Below are 18,211 nucleotides of genomic sequence, written 5' to 3'. Positions count from 1 at the left end.
TATTAGAAACTATACAAATAGAAATAAAAAAGATATTACTTAGTGTTATCAAACTGAAATACAGTTCCTTTTTCATACTCATCAACCAAAACGCTAAAACATTCCGCTATCTCTTTCATCGTTTCTATATTTGGCTCAATGTAGATTTTATTTTTACTCTTTGTCATGGTAATGATCTGTGCATCTTTCAACTCTTTAAGATGACGCGATATCGTCGGTAATGCAAAATCAAAATGCTCTGCAATACTTGTGACACAAGTCGCCTGTGCGATTAAGTCATCTTTAGGTTGTTTCTCATCAATGGAACAGGCGTATCCTCCTGTAAATATATTTTTAAAGATTTTAAAGCGGGTTTCATTTCCCAATGCTTTAAAAATTTTAATCTTATCATCCATGTCAAGCATAGTACGACCTTGTTTATTTTTGACCTATTATAACAAAAGGAAAACTATTTAGCAATTTAGACAATTAACTTTCTTTTAAGTCCCCAATATGTAGAATCTTGGATTAATTTAGCAAATAGGCTAAATAGATTAACTGAAGGTCTCTAATGGCAAATAAAAAAATATTTACTGTCCTGGGTGCAACCATAGCTGCATCTTTATGTTGTGTAACACCTATTTTAGCTCTTTTGGCAGGGTCTAGTACACTTGCCACTTCGTTCTCATGGTTAGCCCCATATCATAACTATTTGGTCATATTTACTATTATTGTTTTACTCTATGCATGGTATGACAAATTAAAACCATCTAAAGAGTTAGAATGTGCGTGTGAAGAGAAAGAAGGATTTTTTTCGAGTAAAACTTTTTTAGCGATTGTAACAGTATTTGCACTTGTTATGCTTTCATTTCCACAATGGGGGAATAAAGTATTTGATGCTGCACCAAGTGCTGAAAGTTGTGCTAGCGGTATATGTGATACCAACTTGACAAAGAAAAAAGCGTCACACAAAACAATTGCTGTTCAAAGTTTTAAAGCCACTTCTTCTTGTAAAACAAAATCAAATTGTACAAGTAGCTCAAAAAACTCAAACCATACCAATGAAACATCTATTTCTGACAAAGTTGATGCAGATGCACTCTTTGTTTTTCAATACATGCAAGAGGAAAAACTACATCCAACAGCTTGTAATCAAGTTGCATGCTCAGGATCTGGGATAGCCGCTGTAGATGGTATGATGGAAAGAGCAAAAAGTACCGTTGAAGAGATGAGTCCCGCTGTTCTAAAAAAGATGTTGGATGAAGGTGAAGAGATCATTCTTTTAGATGTAAGAGAACCTTCTCACAAGAATAAAATTACCATTCCCACTGATGATGAAAGCTATAGTATGACAAGAGGAAACCTGGAGCTACAAATACATAAAATGATTGATAGTAAAGAAGCTGTTGTCATTACTTTCTGTCGTAATGGATTTAGAGGTTTAATGGCTGCTGAAACTTTAAAACAGCTAGGATATAAGTATGTTTACAACTTATCAGCAGGGCTTAAAGGTTGGGCAAGAGCTGGATACCCTTTTATGGAAGAGGATGAGCTTGTAACTAAAAAAGAGAGTGAAATCTAAGTCATGGCAGAGAATAAACAGATCATTGAACTTTATACAGAATTGGCACAAAACCCTGATAAAGATTTTGGCTGGGACAAGGGCTTAAGCAATGCACAGTCACATGGATACAAACAGGAATGGATAGAGGCTATTCCATCCCAGGTTTGGCAATACTGTGCGGCTGTGGGAAATCCTTTTACCCAAAGTGATATCAAAAAAGGTGATACGGTTGTAGATCTTGGGTGTGGTGCAGGCGTTGATCTTATGATCTCTGCACTTTTAGTTGGTGATCAGGGTAACGTGATTGGTGTAGATATAACACCAGAGATGGTTACAAAAGCCACCTATCATGCGAACCTCGCAGGTTTTTCAAATGTTAAGATACTAGAGAGCAGTTTTGATACTATAGATGTTGACGATGAATCTGTGGATGTTGTTATCTCTAACGGTGCGATCAATCTTACCTCTTGCAAAGAGAGTGTATTTTCCGAAATATATCGGGTTTTAAAACCTCATGGTAAACTCTTTTTTGCAGATATGATCGATATATCTGTTGAAGAAGACAGCTGTTGTTCTATGGAAAAAAATGCATCTTGTGGTACTAGCGATGAAGAAGATTGGGCCAATTGTGTTGCTGGCACTTTACGACAGGATAAACTGATAGAAATCATAGAAAACGCTGGATTTAAAGATGTCGAGTGTACAGGGCTTACTCACTACACTACCTCAGAGACAACCCAGGGTGCAACCTTCAAAGCTACTAAAATCCCCTCTGATGTATTAAGAGAGCAGCATTGGGATACGCTCTTTAAGACAAAGGATTATACACAAGTATTATGGCATCAGGAAACGCCAAACACTTCATTAATGCAGATAGAACACTATGCAAGAAAAGATGACTATATCATCGATGTAGGCTGTGGGGCATCACTTCTTGTAGATATGTTAATTGCTGATGGATATGAGAACATTACACTACTGGACACGTCAAAAACCTGTCTTGAGATTGTAAAAAAAAGACTCTCCGATAAATCTGACATTCCAAACTATATATGTTCAGACATTATGCACTTTACAACAACAAAAAAGTTTAATGTATGGCACGATAGAGCCGTTTTCCATTTTTTACTTTTAGAAAAAGAGAGAAAGAGATATTTTGAAGTATTGCAAGAGAGTTTAATACCAGACGGTATAGCGATCATCAATACGTTTTCTGTTGATGGAGAAAAACAATGTGCCGGACTGGATATAGTCCCATACAACGATACAAGAATGCTTCATGAATTACCATCAGGATTATCTTTAATAGCCTATAATGAATTTATACATATCACCCCGAAAAATAGTGAGCAAAAATATAGTTCTTTTGTGATCAAGAAGATTTAAGAGAGGCCATTCTATTATGGAACATACTTCTTATGGGGCAGTAAAGAATTATATAATTCCTCCTGATTTGACACCCCATGTGGTTCTCCATCTGCTCTTTACCAAACTTACTCCTGCTATAGCGATCAAGGCATTGGCAGCTATGAACATAAAGCCTATAGTATAATCCCCAAATATCAATGTAGATGCTCCGAGTATCTCTAAAATAGCTACACCTCCAAGTGCACCGGCTGCGCCAATAATTCCTGTCATAATACCTATATCTTTGGAATACCTCTGTGGGACAAGCTGAAAGAGAGCGCCGTTTGCCATACCAAGATTTGCCATAATGAGGAACATGATCAAAATAGCAAATCCAAATGACAATCCTATAAAGGCATTGATGAAAATAAGCACTGCAACACTTGTAAGGAAAATATAAAGTGATTTGATTCCCCCTATTCTATCGGCGATAGCTCCACCTATAGGTCTAAGAAGTGCACCAGACATAATACAAAATGCTGCAAAATAACCCGCAACGACATGTATGTTCTCTTCTCTTAATACTTCTAATCCAAATACTTCCATCTCATCAAAATACATTGCCATAAGATACACTTTCATATACATAGCAAATCCTACAAAAGCACCAAAACTTACGGCATAAAATAGGTTGAACCACCATGTATCTCTGTCTTTTAACAGTCTTACATAGTCAGATAAATGTTTTGGTCTTGGCACATACACCTCTTTGGGTGCATCTTTTGCGATTAAAACATAAGTGATAAAAACGAGTAAAGATAAAACTGCAGCCACTAAAAATACGGATTGCCATCCCCAAATCTCAGCGATCTTAGGAGCAAAAAGAAAACCAAGTACAACACCCATATTCCCTATACCTGCGATACCAAGTACAACACCTTGTAATCTTGGTGGATACCATTGCCCTGCCTGTGGTAAGGCCACTGCAAATGAGGCTCCAGCGAAGCCGAGTCCGATACCCACGAACAACAACTCTTCATAAGAAATATGATCCCCAAACGATGCCACATAGAATAAAGTAAATGTAACAATAGCCTGTGCACCCAAAGCAGTCTTTTTAGCACCGATCTTACCCACAAAAAAACCAAGTACGATACGCAGCAGTGACCCTGCAAGTATAGGAACCGAAAGTAATGTCGCTGTCTCAGAAGCTGTCATCAAAAATCCATAATTGGCCAGACTGTCTGCGATCTCTGTAGATAGTGGTCCAAGCATTGTCCAGACCATAAAACTAAAATCAAAATACAAAAATGCTGCAAATAAGGTAGCGGGACTCCCCTCACCTTTTAAACGATTAAAACCTATCATCTTTACTCCTTGAGTATAAATAGTATATCAAGTATACATAAAAATTATTCTAGTATTAAACATATAGTGATTAAATATTGTACATATGAGTGTTTATACACTATACAAATATTAGTTATACTTTAATATAAATATTTTCGAGAAAAGGAGCCAATATGCGAATCACACGACTCATCATTTTTTTTATTTCTACTATGATACTTTATTGGATAGCAATGGCAGCCTTATTTATCTCCTTTGCCTACTCCAAAGGCTGGATACTCGCAGACTTTGAGTTTATCAATGCAAAACAAGCTATAGTACTTCTATCAGATGACAGTAACATCACTCTGCTCGATGTAAGAACTGTAAGAGAATATGAAGATAAGCACCTAAAAAATGCTATAAACATACCGGTTCAAAGACTTGACAGTAGCCTAAACACACTGGAAAAAGTGAAGGATCAACGTATTATTGTCTATTGCCGGTCAGGGAGTAGAAGTATTAAAGCATCGCGTATTTTAGAAAAAAATGGCTTTACACCCCTTAATGTTGAAGGCGGTATCATAGACTTAATGCGTAATGATGCAGAGATTGTAAGGTGATATAGTCTATAAGGTTTCTAGGACATTGGCATTTCAAATGTAGCAGTTTGTTTTTAAACGCTACATCGAAACTACTAGTCCAGGTCGAACCGATCCAGATTCATCACCTTGGTCCATACAGATATAAAGTCATGTACGAAGCGCTCCTGTGCATCCAAACTACCGTAGACTTCAGCCAGAGCACGTAGCTGGGAATTTGAACCAAAGATCAGATCAACTCGTGTAGCAGTCCACTTGGGCTCACCTGTCACACGATCACTTCCCTCAAATATATCATTATCATCTGAAACTGCCTTCCATGTTGTGCTCATATCAAGCAGATTGACGAAGAAGTCGTTGGTAAGCGACTCAGACCGCTGAGTGAAGACACCATGCTGTGTCTGACCAAAATTGGTATTTAAAACACGCATACCCCCAAGAAGAACCGTCATCTCAGGTGCAGTGAGTGTTAGTAATTGTGCCCGATCTACCAGTAATTCTTCAGCCGAAACGGAATATTTTGTCTTCAGATAGTTACGGAAACCATCGGCGATCGGTTCTAATATCTCAAATGCATGTACATCGGTTTGTTCCTGTGATGCATCCATACGGCCTGGTGTAAAGGGAACAGTCACATCATGCCCCGCACTCTTTGCTGCCTGTTCAACACCTGCACAGCCTGCCAGTATAATAAGATCAGCGACTGAAACCTTCTTCCTACCAGACTGTGTATCATTAAACTTGTTCTGGATGCCTTCAAGTATGGAAAGCGCTTTTGAAAGTTGATCTGGCTGGTTCACTTCCCAATCTTTCTGCGGTGCCAGACGGATACGTGCACCGTTCCCACCGCCGCGATTGTCAGAACCACGGAAGGTAGAAGCAGACGCCCAGGCATTTGAAACCAGTTCCGAGACAGAGAGCCCGGAATCAAGAACCTGAGCCTTAAGTAAAGCAATATCTGTCTCATCGATAAGCTCATGGTCAACAGCAGGAATAGGATCTTGCCAGATAAGATCCTCATCAGGCACTTCAGGACCAAGGTAGCGTGTTCGTGGTCCCATATCACGATGGGTCAGCTTGAACCATGCACGGGCATATGCATCTTGAAATTCAGCAGGGTTTTCTAAGAAATATCGTGAGATCTTTTCGTACACAGGGTCAAAGCGAAGAGAAAGGTCTGTGGTCAGCATGGTTGGTGCATGATGTTTTGATGGGTCCTGGGCATCAGGTATCGTATCAGCACTATTTTTCGCTCTCCACTGATACGCACCAGCAGGACTCTTCGTCAGCTCCCATTCATAACCAAAAAGGTTCTCTAAAAAGTTACTGCTCCATTGCGTCGGTGTAGAGCTCCAGGTGACTTCCAGTCCACTACCGATCGTATCAGTACCTTTCCCTGTACCGTAACTGCTCTTCCATCCTAATCCCTGCTCCTCGATACCGGCTGCTTCAGGCTCAGGACCGACATGGGCTGCATCCCCTGCTCCATGGCATTTCCCGAAAGTGTGCCCACCGGCTATCAGTGCAACTGTCTCTTCATCATTCATCGCCATCCGTTCAAAGGTTTCACGGATATCTTTGGCTGCTTCAATAGGATCCGGGTTACCGTTGGGACCTTCCGGATTTACATAGATCAAACCCATTTGAACTGCAGCTAGAGGATCTTCTAGTTCCTCATGATCACCAGAGTAACGCTTGTCATCTAACCAGGTACCTTCCATCCCCCAGTAGATGTCCTTTTCCGGTTCCCAGATATCCTCACGTCCGCCACCAAAACCGAAGGTCTTGAAGCCCATCGATTCCATCGCGACGTTTCCGGCAAGAATCATCAGGTCAGCCCAGGAAATTTTTTGGCCATACTTTTGTTTGACTGGCCAGATCAGTCTACGGGCTTTATCGAGATGGATATTATCAGGCCAGCTGTTAAGAGGTGCGAAACGCTGATTTCCGCTTCCTCCCCCACCTCTTCCGTCACCACTACGGTAAGTACCGGCACTGTGCCATGCCATACGAATGAATAATGGACCATAATGGCCAAAGTCAGCCGGCCACCAATCCTGTGAGTCAGTCATCAACTCCAATAGATCTTTTTTTACAGCTTCAAGATCGAGACTATTAAATGCTTCTGCATAGTTAAAATCATCACCCATAGGATTGGATAGAGAAGAGTGTTGGTGTAAGATATCGAGTTTTAGCTGGTCAGGCCACCAATCTTCGTTTGACTTACCACCTCCAGAAGTGTCTTGCATAAATTTTTTGTTATCAAACATGTCATACTCCTTATTTGGTTAGAATGTGATTGAAAGATACTATGCAATGCATCTAAACCATTTGACGAACAGAACAGTAGAGATATTACGTTTAAAATGCTTCTATTTATATATGACTAATCATTTATATTATAGTGCAAGAAAACTTAACGAAGAGAAAAAAATTATCCTTTTATATTATTTTATTTAATACTATAATATATAATTAAATTAATATTATAACACTGTTCGGTTGGCTTCCCGATTGGCGTTTAACTCATACGTGTATAGTAATACTAAGCAGTCACTATGAAATCGAGAATGATTCCATAGCGGTCAATTATGATATAATTTTCAAGAGGTGCCTTGTTCTTTATGTATGAAGAACAGGGCCGATAGCATTATGAAAGATAGGATAAGCGGATGGGTAATGAAAACAAAAAGGATCCTTTTGTAGAAATTGGTCATGAATTGACAGATAAATTAGAAGATCCCTTTATAGATTTTCTTCACAAGATCATACGTATGGCAGTAAAAGTTTTGGCAACTTTAATGGTTTTGGTTATTGTCTGGGGTATCGGTGATGTCATTTATGTATTATATCAGCGTCTCTTATCCCCACCATTTATGCTCTTAAATATCAATGATATCTTAGCAACTTTTGGTGCCTTCCTTGCCGTACTGATCGCTATAGAGATCTTCATAAACATTACACTTTATCTCAAAACCAATGTGATACCCGTCAGGCTGGTTGTTGCAACTGCATTAATGGCAATCTCACGTAAAGTGATTATTTTTGATTTTGGGACGATCACACCTCTTTTTGTACTTAGCACAGCAGCTGTTGTCTTGGCTTTAGGGATAACATACTGGCTTATCACTAAAGAATCCTAATAACTATCTGGAAAGGTATACCTATGAAGAACCACATAGATGGATCAGTTTTGATATCAGAAGATTGGCATACAAAAAGCACAGATTCAGTGTTAAATTTACTTGAAACATCCATAGATGGTCTTACTCAAGAAGAGGTAGAGACGAGACTTTCTCAGTACGGCCCAAACCAGCTTCCTGAAGCACAGACACGCGGTATATTCCTACGTTTTATCTATCAGTTTCATAATGTATTGATCTATGTGCTCCTTGTTGCGGGTATGGTGACTGCCATATTGGAGCATTGGGTCGATGCCGGTGTAATCTTTGCTGTCGTACTTCTCAACGCAGTGATCGGATTCATACAAGAGGGTAAAGCAGAGGATGCTTTGAGATCCATACAACAGATGCTTTCTCCTCATGCAATCGTGATACGTAACGGCCGACAGGTAACCATTCAGGCAGAAGATCTGGTGCCCGGTGATATCGTTGTGCTGCAATCCGGTGATAAGGTACCGGCAGACTTGAGACTGTTTCGCGTCAAGGGACTGCAAATTCAGGAGTCAGCATTGACAGGTGAGTCGATAGCAGTAGAAAAGACCTTAGATCCTGTGGCAAAGGAGAGTGTGATAGGTGATAGGCGTTGCATGGCGTATTCAGGTACGATTGTGACACATGGTCAAGGTAGCGGCATCGTCATAGGCACGGGTTCACAAACACAAATAGGTCGTATCAGCAGCCTTGTATCGGAAGTGGAATCAGCGACCACGCCTCTGCTTGGACAAATGGCCCAGTTTGGCCGTTGGCTTACGATAGCTATTTTGGGTATTTCTCTCCTTACCTTTGCCTTTGGCTTATGGGTCAGGGATTATGCTGCGTCTGAAATGTTTCTTGCCGCAGTTAGTCTGGCAGTCGCTGCAATTCCGGAAGGACTGCCTGCCATCATGACGATCACCCTTGCCATAGGTGTGCAGCGAATGGCAAAACGTCATGCGATTATCCGCAAATTGCCAGCGGTTGAAACACTCGGAGCCGTCACGGTGATCTGCTCTGATAAAACAGGTACCTTGACCCGTAATGAAATGACCGTCTCTACAATCGCGACTGCCAATGATCTCTTTGAACTCACTGGAACAGGTTATGATCCACATGGAGCGATATGTGTGTCAGATAGAGATGTTCATACAGAAGAAAGACCACTTTTAGAGGAAGTGGTACGGGTTGCGATGCTTTGCAATGATGCATCACTGGAACAAAAGAACGGTGAATGGCTTGTGCATGGTGACCCGATGGAGGGAGCACTGCTGGTAGCCGGTTTAAAGGCTGGATTGGATATGGAAATGGAAGCCAAACAGTACCCCCGTACCGATCTTATTCCTTTTGAATCAGAACACCGCTTTATGGCAACACTTCACCATGATCATGCCGGTGATACTTTTATTTTTCTCAAGGGTGCACCGGAGCAGATATTAGAGATGTGTACCTATCAAAGAAGCCTCAATGATGACCGACCTTTGGATAAAAATTACTGGCTGGAGCGTATTGAAGCGTTGGCAGGGCATGGGCAGCGGGTATTGGCCATTGCCTCCAAGAGGGCACATCCTAAACAGGAAGAACTTCAATTCAGTGATCTGGAGAATGATCTGGTCATTCTGGGCATGCTGGGCTTGATCGATCCACCGCGGGAGGAAGCGATTGAAGCGGTGCAGATCTGTGACAGGGCCGGTATTAGAGTAAAAATGATCACAGGTGATCATGGTGCAACTGCACGTGCCATCGCGCAACAACTCAAACTTGTTAATACCCAGGATGTGCTTACAGGAAAAGAACTTGAGTTGATGAGTGAAGAGGTATTAAGCCAACGTGTGCTGGATGTTGATATCTATGCACGTGTGAATCCTGAGCATAAACTTTGTTTAGTAAGATTATTACAGGAGCATGGTTTGATCGTAGCAATGACAGGCGATGGTGTGAACGATGCACCTGCACTCAAGCGGGCAGACGTAGGTACTGCGATGGGACACAATGGTACAGAAGCTGCAAAAGAAGCTTCCGAAATGGTACTTGCAGATGATAATTTTGCTTCAATCACACATGCTGTAGAAGAGGGCCGTACCGTCTATGATAACCTCAAAAAAGCCATACTTTTTATTCTTCCGACCAATGGGGGTGAGGCACTGATCATTCTTGCAGCTATCGCATTTGGTTTTCATCAAATGCCATTGATACCCGTACAGATCCTCTGGGTCAATATGGTCACCGCTGTGACATTGGCGTTATCACTGGCATTTGAGCCACCTGAACAAAATGTCATGCAAAGACCCCCACGCGATGCCCATGAGCCTATACTTACAGCATATCTTATTTGGCGCGTTGCCTATGTCTCCATGATTTTGATGGGTGGGACCTTCGGGCTTTTTCTTTGGGAAATGGATCAGCATGCCACTATTGAGCATTCACGAACTGTAGCTGTAAACACACTGATCATGTTTGAGATTTTTTATCTGTTCAATTCCCGTTATATTACAGATTCGGTCTTCAACTGGGAAGGTCTGTCTGGAAACCGTTATGTATTGATCGCTATTGCTATACTTATCATACTCCAGCTTGGCTTTACTTATCTTAGACCAATGCAGTCTCTGTTTGGAAGTACGGCAATAGACTTTACTATATGGTTGCGCATTATAGTAGTTGCATCTTCTGTACTCTTCCTTGTAGAGCTTGAAAAGTATATTGTACGATACAGGGATAAAACCAAAAGTAATGGCCAGAAGTGAATTCTCTATGCTATTCATAAGTTTGAGACTCAAAATGAAAACGTTATGATCAAACATATTTTATAACGTTTATCGCTTTGTTTAATTAGATTAGGATTCCTCTACATCCGCTAATGTCAAAGCAAAGAGTACATTTACTCCATGAGACATAAGTACTTTTTGTGCCTCTTGTAGTGTGATTCCCGTGGTGATGATGTCATCTACGAGTATCACATCTATGTTTGACTTGCCTTTATAGAGAAAATCTCTAGGGTTATCCAAACGAAACTGTAAGTCTTTACCCGAATAATTCACTCTGTTTTGTGCCATGAGTGAGCTGTATTGCGGTATCGAGTTCCTTGTCTTCATCGCCCGTGTAAGAAGTGCCACATGAGAGTAGCCGCTTTTGACATATTCATCTATCCCTACGATGTACACATCTCTGTCATCAGATTCAACAAATTCTTCAATGAACGGTTTCATGGTCATATTTGCTAAAGCTTTGTAGATGCGATACCCTTCTGGTTTATGTTTACTATGCAACAGTGTCTCAAGAGTGGAATACTTAAAAAAGCTAATGACATCCAGTGTTCCTACTTTTCGTGTACTTACGGTAGGTATAAAAAGTTGTTCTAAACATCTCTTACAAATAATCTTAAAACTTATTTTTGAACATGAAAAACAGCGCATAGATCAAATGATCCCATTAAGTGCTTCGACAGCACCCATAGGCAGTTCGATCTCTGCTCCAAAACTCTCTCTAGGGTTGATACGAATCAAAGGAACATCAAACCTTTTGGCTATCTGCTCAGAAGTATTTCGTACCGTTGGTACGGCGGTTCCTGCTCCCATTTCTACAATGGCTAGTTTCGCACCCTGCTCTTCCAAAGTATCCATCCAACGACTTAGTCTTTCTCTTTGTCCATTCGTACGGGCGTACTCCCATCCGAAGTCTCCAAACATTAAAATATTCGGGCGTGCCATAGCCCCACAGAAAGGACAGGAGGGTAAAGGTTCCTTGGCTTTAAATCCCTCTTCTATCTCTATAAACGTATTATCGGCACTCCAAAGCATTCCCTGACAATTATCGATACATTGCATGTGGTGAATAGAACCATGACACTCCATGATTTGTTCTTCTTTGAAGCCTGATTTCTGAAACTGTCCATCGACATTTGACGTGAAAATATGAGCTCCATATTTTTTAGTATTAGATAGTTCCAGAAGCTTTCTAAAACCTTCATGAGGCTCTGTATCACGATAAAGGTGTAATCTATGACCATAAAAAGCCCATGCCAACCGAGGGTCAGACTCGAACCACTCCGGGTTGGCCATCTCCTCAAATTGAAGGCCTAACTCTTTGGCCTTTGGATAGGCATTCCAAAAGCCCTCCACTCCTCTAAAGTCAGGCAATCCACTGTCCACTCCCATCCCTGCACCTGCAGTGATAAATAGTGCATCTGACTCTTCTAACAATTGTTTGGCTTTTTGTAGGTTATCAGTAATATTCATGCGAAGATTATAGCATACAATTTATCGTTCCGCTTATGCCACTGTTCGTATCATTCTTATACTAAAATAAAGCCATAATGAGAGATAATATTCCTATATATCAAGAGGAGATACATGCATATGACGTTCAATCTTTTTCTTAAGACAAGCATGATCTGGTTTATCATAGCTCTCCTGGCCATCGTAAACGGTTTCTTTAGAGAAAATATTTTAGTTGGCATGATTAGTCCAAACATGGCAGTGCCGGTGAGTGGTATCACACTTTCCATGATCGTATTGATCGTTACTTATGTCTCTTTTCCACTATTTGGAAAACATCATGCTCCTACCTACTTTGTTATTGGACTTCAATGGGTTTTAATGACACTCCTATTTGAATTCATCTTTGGCCATTATGTGATGGGGAAGTCATGGTTCAGTCTATTACAAGTATTCGATATCATGAAGGGTGACCTGTTTATCATTGTATTAATTGTTAGTTTATTTTCACCGCTTTTAGTAGCAAAAATCAAAAAAATATTGTGAAATAAAGGAAGAATGTAAATGGAAAATTTGGGTATTATAGTGTTAACTTTCAACAAATGGAGCCAAGAATCTATATGTTAGTCATGGTTAAAATAATACATAAAAAATGAGTAGATAAACAATGAAAAAAGAACTTATTTTAAAATCTGAGATCAAATGTCCGAAATGTGGTCACAAAAAAATGGAAACTATGCCAACTGATACATGTCAATGGTTTTATGAGTGTGAGAATTGCGGTGCAATTCTTAAGCCTAAAAAAGGTGATTGCTGTGTTTTTTGTTCATATGGTACAGTTCCCTGTCCTCCTATGCAGCAAGATTCAGGTTCTTGTTGTCAATCATAGGCATAAGAAGAAATACAAATGGCAAATTGTGAATCTGACATGGAAATCAATCATCGTTTAGAAGGCAAGGTATTAAAAATCCTCTTGAGTATCAATGCCTTTATGTTTATGGCTGAAATTACACTTGGTATCCTGAGTGAGTCATCAGCCCTCATAGCAGATTCTCTTGATATGTTGGCTGATGCAACAGTCTATGGTATAGCACTGTATGCAGTTGGAAAATCACCGCTTGTAAAAATAAAAGCCGCACATTTAAGCGGTATTTTTCAAGTATTATTGGGAGTATTGGTTTTTGCAGATGTTATACGCCGATTGATTTATGGAAGTGAACCAGAGTCACTCCTAATGATTTTTGTTGGAATGGCAGCTCTAGTAGCAAACATTATTTGTTTGATCCTGCTTTCAAAATACAAAAAAGGTGAGGTTCATATGCGTGCCAGTTGGATATTTTCAAAAAATGATGTGATCGCTAATGTAGGTATTATTATTAGTGGTGGATTTGTATATCTATTAGAGACAAGGTTCCCGGATCTCATTGTTGGTATGATCATCTCTATCATAGTCATTCGTGGGGGTATAGATATTATCAAGGATGCCAATCATGAAAAGCGTGTACATTCAGAGAGTTGCAGCTAATCATCTGTTCATTTTGATACACGAAAAATGTATGTATATATTGAGCCTGTAAAAAGTCAGTAGATCAACGGTACGAAGACAAATCCGTAAAATTCTTCTTTTTCAATCTCTGTTTCTGATACCTTTGTAAATTTAAAAATGGATTCTCCTATGGGTATCACCAATATGCCGCCTATTTTCAATTGTGGAAAAAGTTCTTCTGGAACTTCATCCGCTGATGCAGAAACGAGTATCCTGTCAAACTGTTTACCGGGCAGACCAAGTTTATCTCCTGCTTTTTCTATGTGACAAGGAGTATGAAAACGAAATTTGGCAAGATTCTCACTTCCCTGCTCCACCAATGAATCGACCCTTTCGACACCCGTTACACTGCCTTTGTCTCCTACGATATAACAAAGAAGTGCTGTGGTCCATGCTGAGCCTGAACCAATGTCCAATACTTGGTTTCCATCTTGAGGCTCAAGACGTTCCAACATAAAGGCTACGGTAGAAGGTTGGGATATGGTTTGGTAATCTCCAATGGGTAAAGGCATATCTGCATAGGTATCTTCCTCGTACTCTTCAGGTACAAAATATTTTCTGTCGATAGTTCTAAAGGCATCAATGATCAGTGGACTTTTCAGCATATTTGATGAGATCATATCATCCACAAGTCTATCCATCGTTTTCATCTACTGCTCCACGAATGCTGCACTCATATACCCTACTACCTGTGATTCATCTCCACTGGCATCTGCACTCGTACGATAATCCAACAGCACAGATCTTAAAGCACTCCTTTTTGCTGCAAGCAGTATCGCTTCCACACCGATCTTACCACAGGCTTCACATCCTTCATGCAGTTCGGCTGTACTCAGTTCCTTCACTGCTTCCAAACAGATGCTATCGAGTGTATTGGCCTTTTTGATATCATAATAGTGGCTCAGATCCGTACTGATCACCACTGCGGTATCAGGATCATCAAGAAGATACTCGATCACTTCCGCCAGCTTTTCAGGAGACTCATCACCATAAACCAACTCAACCACTGATACATCCGGTGTATAATTTTTGACAAAGGGTATCTGTACTTCCGTACTGTGCTCATGGTGGGCTTCAGGTACAAACGCTAACTCAAATCGCTCTTTCAGGTCTGATACCAATGGTTTATCGATGAGCAATGCACCAAGAGGTGTATGATACGTATCAAATTCAGAAATACTTGTTCCATTGAGATAGACTCGATGGCTAGGGCCAATGATCACAACACGCTTGATATCTGAATTAGATAATAGTCTTAATGCTATGTTCGCAGTGAAACCACTATATACATACCCTGCATGCGGTACAATGACCGCTCTGGGTTTAAGGTGTAATATACCATCCTTCTCTTTGAGATGTGTATCAAGGATTTCATTGTAGTGTTCCAGCATGGCATGTATCTCATCCGGGCTGGATGGATAAAATTGTCCGGCAACCGCTGCTTCTCTTGTGCTCATGACCATACTCCTTCTATCGCTCTGTGACATTTAGGACAATGCCCATTTTCTAAGGTATTCACCGTCACATCATATCCACTACGGTCGATCAGCAACGTTCCACACTGAGGGCAATGTGTATCGGCATGAACCGGTACATTCCCCAGATAAATATAATAAAGCCCTGCTTTTTCTCCTATCTTTTTGGCACGCATTAGCGTTTCTACTTTTGTTCTCTCATGATCCAGCATCTTATAATCCGGATGAAACGCACTTAAGTGCCATGGCACATGCTTACCAAGATCATTGGCTATAAATGCTGCCATCTCTTCTATATCTTTGTCACTGTCATTTTCGCCATGGATAATCAGTGTTGTCACTTCAACCCAAATACCTGCAGCTATCATTCTTTTAAGAGTGTCCTTTACCTCATCAAGTCCACCTTTGAGTACCTTTTTATAATAGGCAGCATCCCAGCTTTTTAGATCGATATTTGCTGCATCGACCCAACTTGCCATATCCTCAATGACCTCTGGTGTTTCAAATCCATTGCTGACAAAAAGGTTTTTGAGCCCTTTTTCTTTAGCAATAACCCCAATGTCTTTGGCATAGGGGTAGAAGATAGTGGGTTCATTATAGGTATAGGCGATGGATTCAGCACCATGTGAAAGTGCCAGTTCCACCATCTCTTCAGGGCTGACATTTATATCTTCATTCACTTCTTTCTCTTGAGATATATCCCAATTTTGACAAAATGGACATTTAAAATTACATCCTACTGTCCCAAAGGAAAGTGCTGTAGTTCCAGGCATTACATGATTCAGCGGTTTTTTCTCTACAGGATCCACATGTACTGCGACAGGATGGCCATAGACAAGTGTTTTAAGCTCTCCTTCTACATTTTTGTTGATACCGCAGAAACCTACCTGCCCCTCTTTGAGTTTGCAGGAGTGGCGACAGAGCAGACATATGATCCTGTCTTTACCCTCTTCTCTTGTATAATATTTCATATCTTTGTTAGATGTCATGTTGACTCCTTTAATGAGTCAGCCTCATCACAGTTGACTCAACTATACTCAATCATATCACAGGATATTATAAATGTCAATAAATTTTTTATATACTTAATTGTTTAGTGAAGCTTTCTTTATAAAAAAGTTCAAAATCATCTTTTGATAATGGTTTTGAGAAATAATATCCTTGAAACATATCACAGCCATTTTCCAATAAAAAAATAAATTGTTCTTTAGTCTCTATACCTTCCGCTACAGTTTTCAGATTATATATTTTTGCCAGAGAAAGAATCGTGGTGATCATCAATTCATCAGATTTACGCTCACCTAAATGAATCACAAACGAACGGTCTATTTTTAACTCTTCTATAGGCATTTCACGTAGCGCACTGAGTGATGAGTATCCTGTTCCGAAGTCATCCATGGAAAATGAGAAATCCAAACACTTAAGCTTATTGATGATTAAAGTAATTCTATATATATCTTCAATCAGAATCGTTTCTGTCACTTCAAAAATTATTTTTTTTCTTGTCTCTTCATAGAGATACTTTTCAGCTAATCGTTTCACTTCATCTAAAAAAGTACTATGAAAAAATTGTCTTACACTGATATTGATCGAAAACTGTTTTAAATCTAAGCCCTTTATCTCCCATGCCTGAAGTGTTTTAAAAGCCTCTTCAATAATATAATTTCCCAATTCAATGATCAACCCTGTTTTTTCCGAGATCGAAACAAATTCAAACGGTGATACAAGTCCAAGCTCCGGACTGTTCCACCGAACAAGCACTTCACAGCCAATGATCTTCTGCGCCCTGTTAAACTGTGGCTGGTAGCACAATTCAATTTCATTATTTTCCAAAGCAAAATAGAGTTTGCGTTCTATTTCCAGCCTATACTCAACCTCTTTTGCCAATTCATCATTGAATAGAATAATCCCATCACGGCCCTGTGCTTTTGCCTGATACATTGCAATATCTGCTTCTTTAATGAATTGTCCGGCTTCTGTGAATGCATTGCCTATACTATTCACACCGATACTTGCACTGATATAGAGATGATGACGATCAACCACATACGTTTCCTTCAGTATCCGTAACAATTCCACAGAAAAAGTGTAGGCGCTTTCTTGACAATTTCCATCCTCATAAAATTGATCACTGATGATGGCAAATTCATCTCCTCCAAGACGGGCAATGGTATGTGTATCTTCACAGTAGTCTCTAATACGTTTTGCAACTTCTTGAAGCACTTTATCTCCTAGCTCATGACCAAGCGAGTCATTGATCGTTTTAAAATGATCAAGATCAATAAGCAATAAATAGGCACATTTTTCAGAAGAACGTGTTCTCTTGATCATATAATCCATATAATTGATCAAATAACGACTGTTATATAAACCTGTCAATGCATCATGTTGTGCCTGATAATATGTTTTTTGGATCAGATTATAACTGTTATCTGATGCGTAGATCAGTACTCCCAGGAAAATGAGAGAAAATATAGCCAGACCATCACCATAGAGTTCCCCTATCATGAGAGAATATACTATCAATGGTGAAATCAGGATCAATAAAACGGGGAAAAAAAGTTTTCTATCTGAAAAGAGCAAGATAGATGCTACGATTGAAATACTGATTTGCGTACAAATGGCAATATAATGAAGTTTATTCTCTACTTCTTGGGAATATACAAGAAAGGCAAGGGTCCATAAGCCAAAGATGATATAAAAAAAGAATGTGAGTTTTCGATACCAATGTTTTAACTCTTCTTTATCCATCTCTTCAAATTCAAAGTCTCTATAAAGTTTCCACCCCCATAATGATACCACTATGACTAAGCTATTCAAGATCAAAGCCGGCATCATAGTATCATTCATCCAACCTAGTCCAAGGTATGCTAAACCAGGTATAAAAGAAAATCCTATCACCAGTAAAATCTGTTTTCGTAAAAAACCATAGAATTTTTGTTTCTTCATAATGATTATTCTATAATGATTTTTTATAACATGAGATTAAAATATACATAT

The 18,211-nt window shown here is 39.7% G+C and carries 17 protein-coding genes; 8 read left to right on the top strand and 9 right to left on the bottom strand.

Going from position 1 to position 18,211, the window contains the following annotated elements:
* Positions 1-35: 35 nt before the first annotated feature.
* On the bottom strand, positions 36-404 hold the full coding sequence (locus LDM93_RS02495) for a helix-turn-helix transcriptional regulator (protein ID WP_223890441.1): 369 nt from the start codon (positions 402-404) through the stop codon (positions 36-38).
* A gap of 146 nt (positions 405-550) precedes the next feature.
* Here LDM93_RS02495 and LDM93_RS02490 point away from each other — a divergent pair, with 146 nt between their 5' ends.
* Complete coding sequence (locus LDM93_RS02490; protein ID WP_223890439.1) at positions 551-1,561, top strand: rhodanese-like domain-containing protein; 1,011 nt, start codon at positions 551-553, stop codon at positions 1,559-1,561.
* Positions 1,562-1,564: 3 nt separating this feature from the next.
* A complete protein-coding gene (locus tag LDM93_RS02485) occupies positions 1,565-2,929 on the top strand; it encodes a class I SAM-dependent methyltransferase (protein WP_223890438.1) in 1,365 nt (454 codons plus the stop codon).
* A 48-nt stretch (positions 2,930-2,977) separates the two neighbouring features.
* Here LDM93_RS02485 and LDM93_RS02480 read toward each other — a convergent pair whose 3' ends face one another.
* On the bottom strand, positions 2,978-4,258 hold the full coding sequence (locus LDM93_RS02480) for a nitrate/nitrite transporter (RefSeq protein WP_223890437.1): 1,281 nt from the start codon (positions 4,256-4,258) through the stop codon (positions 2,978-2,980).
* A 155-nt stretch (positions 4,259-4,413) separates the two neighbouring features.
* Between LDM93_RS02480 and LDM93_RS02475 the strand changes: the two genes are divergently transcribed.
* Positions 4,414-4,842 carry a rhodanese-like domain-containing protein gene (locus LDM93_RS02475; protein WP_223890436.1) on the top strand — a complete coding sequence of 143 codons (429 nt, stop codon included), beginning with the start codon at positions 4,414-4,416 and terminating at the stop codon, positions 4,840-4,842.
* A gap of 74 nt (positions 4,843-4,916) precedes the next feature.
* Here the strand turns inward: LDM93_RS02475 and katG are convergent, their stop codons facing one another.
* Positions 4,917-7,091 carry a catalase/peroxidase HPI gene (gene katG, locus LDM93_RS02470; protein ID WP_223890435.1) on the bottom strand — a complete coding sequence of 725 codons (2,175 nt, stop codon included), beginning with the start codon at positions 7,089-7,091 and terminating at the stop codon, positions 4,917-4,919.
* A gap of 402 nt (positions 7,092-7,493) precedes the next feature.
* Between katG and LDM93_RS02465 the strand changes: the two genes are divergently transcribed.
* Both LDM93_RS02465 and LDM93_RS02460 read left to right on the top strand, forming a co-directional pair.
* Positions 7,494-7,964: a phosphate-starvation-inducible PsiE family protein gene (locus LDM93_RS02465; RefSeq protein ID WP_223890434.1), complete on the top strand. Its 471-nt coding sequence runs from the start codon at positions 7,494-7,496 to the stop codon at positions 7,962-7,964.
* A 23-nt stretch (positions 7,965-7,987) separates the two neighbouring features.
* A complete protein-coding gene (locus tag LDM93_RS02460) occupies positions 7,988-10,720 on the top strand; it encodes a cation-transporting P-type ATPase (protein WP_223890433.1) in 2,733 nt (910 codons plus the stop codon).
* Between the two features lie 90 nt (positions 10,721-10,810).
* Here the strand turns inward: LDM93_RS02460 and LDM93_RS02455 are convergent, their stop codons facing one another.
* A complete protein-coding gene (locus tag LDM93_RS02455) occupies positions 10,811-11,242 on the bottom strand; it encodes a ComF family protein (protein WP_223890432.1) in 432 nt (143 codons plus the stop codon).
* 150 nt (positions 11,243-11,392) lie between these two features.
* The gene (locus LDM93_RS02450; protein WP_223890430.1) at positions 11,393-12,211 is read right to left on the bottom strand and encodes a Sir2 family NAD-dependent protein deacetylase; all 819 of its coding nucleotides are present in this window, start codon (positions 12,209-12,211) and stop codon (positions 11,393-11,395) included.
* Between the two features lie 114 nt (positions 12,212-12,325).
* Between LDM93_RS02450 and LDM93_RS02445 the strand changes: the two genes are divergently transcribed.
* The 3 genes from LDM93_RS02445 to LDM93_RS02435 all read left to right on the top strand — a co-directional run bounded on the left by LDM93_RS02445 (position 12,326) and on the right by LDM93_RS02435 (position 13,715).
* On the top strand, positions 12,326-12,736 hold the full coding sequence (locus LDM93_RS02445; protein WP_223890429.1) for a hypothetical protein: 411 nt from the start codon (positions 12,326-12,328) through the stop codon (positions 12,734-12,736).
* 121 nt (positions 12,737-12,857) lie between these two features.
* Positions 12,858-13,079 (top strand): GDCCVxC domain-containing (seleno)protein, encoded by a 222-nt coding sequence (locus tag LDM93_RS02440; protein ID WP_223890428.1) that lies wholly within the window; start codon positions 12,858-12,860, stop codon positions 13,077-13,079.
* Positions 13,080-13,097: 18 nt separating this feature from the next.
* Positions 13,098-13,715 (top strand): cation transporter, encoded by a 618-nt coding sequence (locus LDM93_RS02435; RefSeq protein ID WP_223890427.1) that lies wholly within the window; start codon positions 13,098-13,100, stop codon positions 13,713-13,715.
* Positions 13,716-13,771: 56 nt separating this feature from the next.
* On the opposite strand, the gene LDM93_RS02430 is transcribed toward LDM93_RS02435, so the two are convergent.
* From LDM93_RS02430 to LDM93_RS02415, 4 genes are all read right to left on the bottom strand, one after another.
* Positions 13,772-14,386: a protein-L-isoaspartate O-methyltransferase gene (locus LDM93_RS02430; protein ID WP_223890426.1), complete on the bottom strand. Its 615-nt coding sequence runs from the start codon at positions 14,384-14,386 to the stop codon at positions 13,772-13,774.
* Entirely contained in the window at positions 14,387-15,193 is an 807-nt protein-coding gene (gene amrB, locus LDM93_RS02425) for an AmmeMemoRadiSam system protein B (protein WP_223890425.1), read from the bottom strand.
* Entirely contained in the window at positions 15,190-16,200 is a 1,011-nt protein-coding gene (gene amrS, locus LDM93_RS02420; protein ID WP_223890423.1) for an AmmeMemoRadiSam system radical SAM enzyme, read from the bottom strand. The genes amrB and amrS overlap by 4 nt, the downstream gene beginning before the upstream one ends.
* An 88-nt stretch (positions 16,201-16,288) precedes the next feature.
* Positions 16,289-18,160 (bottom strand): bifunctional diguanylate cyclase/phosphodiesterase, encoded by a 1,872-nt coding sequence (locus LDM93_RS02415; protein ID WP_223890421.1) that lies wholly within the window; start codon positions 18,158-18,160, stop codon positions 16,289-16,291.
* Positions 18,161-18,211: the final 51 nt, after the last annotated feature.

The organism is Sulfurovum sp. TSL6, assembly GCF_019972115.1.
Taxonomy (GTDB): Bacteria; Campylobacterota; Campylobacteria; order Campylobacterales; family Sulfurovaceae; genus Sulfurovum.
Note: the sequence above shows the minus strand (reverse complement) of the source record. Positions and strands in the feature narration are given on the sequence as shown.

Bases quoted from the DNA above. Each gene is read 5' to 3' on its own strand.
- katG (WP_223890435.1), bottom strand. From the start codon at position 7,091: ATGTTTGATAACAAAAAATTTATGCAAGACACTTCTGGAGGTGGTAAG.
- LDM93_RS02435 (WP_223890427.1), top strand. From the start codon at position 13,098: ATGGCAAATTGTGAATCTGACATGGAAATCAATCATCGTTTAGAAGGC.
- amrS (WP_223890423.1), bottom strand. From the start codon at position 16,200: ATGACATCTAACAAAGATATGAAATATTATACAAGAGAAGAGGGTAAA.
- LDM93_RS02460 (WP_223890433.1), top strand. From the start codon at position 7,988: ATGAAGAACCACATAGATGGATCAGTTTTGATATCAGAAGATTGGCAT.
- LDM93_RS02430 (WP_223890426.1), bottom strand. From the start codon at position 14,386: ATGAAAACGATGGATAGACTTGTGGATGATATGATCTCATCAAATATG.
- amrB (WP_223890425.1), bottom strand. From the start codon at position 15,193: ATGAGCACAAGAGAAGCAGCGGTTGCCGGACAATTTTATCCATCCAGC.
- LDM93_RS02440 (WP_223890428.1), top strand. From the start codon at position 12,858: ATGAAAAAAGAACTTATTTTAAAATCTGAGATCAAATGTCCGAAATGT.
- LDM93_RS02490 (WP_223890439.1), top strand. From the start codon at position 551: ATGGCAAATAAAAAAATATTTACTGTCCTGGGTGCAACCATAGCTGCA.
- LDM93_RS02445 (WP_223890429.1), top strand. From the start codon at position 12,326: ATGCATATGACGTTCAATCTTTTTCTTAAGACAAGCATGATCTGGTTT.
- LDM93_RS02475 (WP_223890436.1), top strand. From the start codon at position 4,414: ATGCGAATCACACGACTCATCATTTTTTTTATTTCTACTATGATACTT.
- LDM93_RS02465 (WP_223890434.1), top strand. From the start codon at position 7,494: ATGGGTAATGAAAACAAAAAGGATCCTTTTGTAGAAATTGGTCATGAA.
- LDM93_RS02495 (WP_223890441.1), bottom strand. From the start codon at position 404: ATGCTTGACATGGATGATAAGATTAAAATTTTTAAAGCATTGGGAAAT.
- LDM93_RS02480 (WP_223890437.1), bottom strand. From the start codon at position 4,258: ATGATAGGTTTTAATCGTTTAAAAGGTGAGGGGAGTCCCGCTACCTTA.
- LDM93_RS02450 (WP_223890430.1), bottom strand. From the start codon at position 12,211: ATGAATATTACTGATAACCTACAAAAAGCCAAACAATTGTTAGAAGAG.
- LDM93_RS02485 (WP_223890438.1), top strand. From the start codon at position 1,565: ATGGCAGAGAATAAACAGATCATTGAACTTTATACAGAATTGGCACAA.
- LDM93_RS02415 (WP_223890421.1), bottom strand. From the start codon at position 18,160: ATGAAGAAACAAAAATTCTATGGTTTTTTACGAAAACAGATTTTACTG.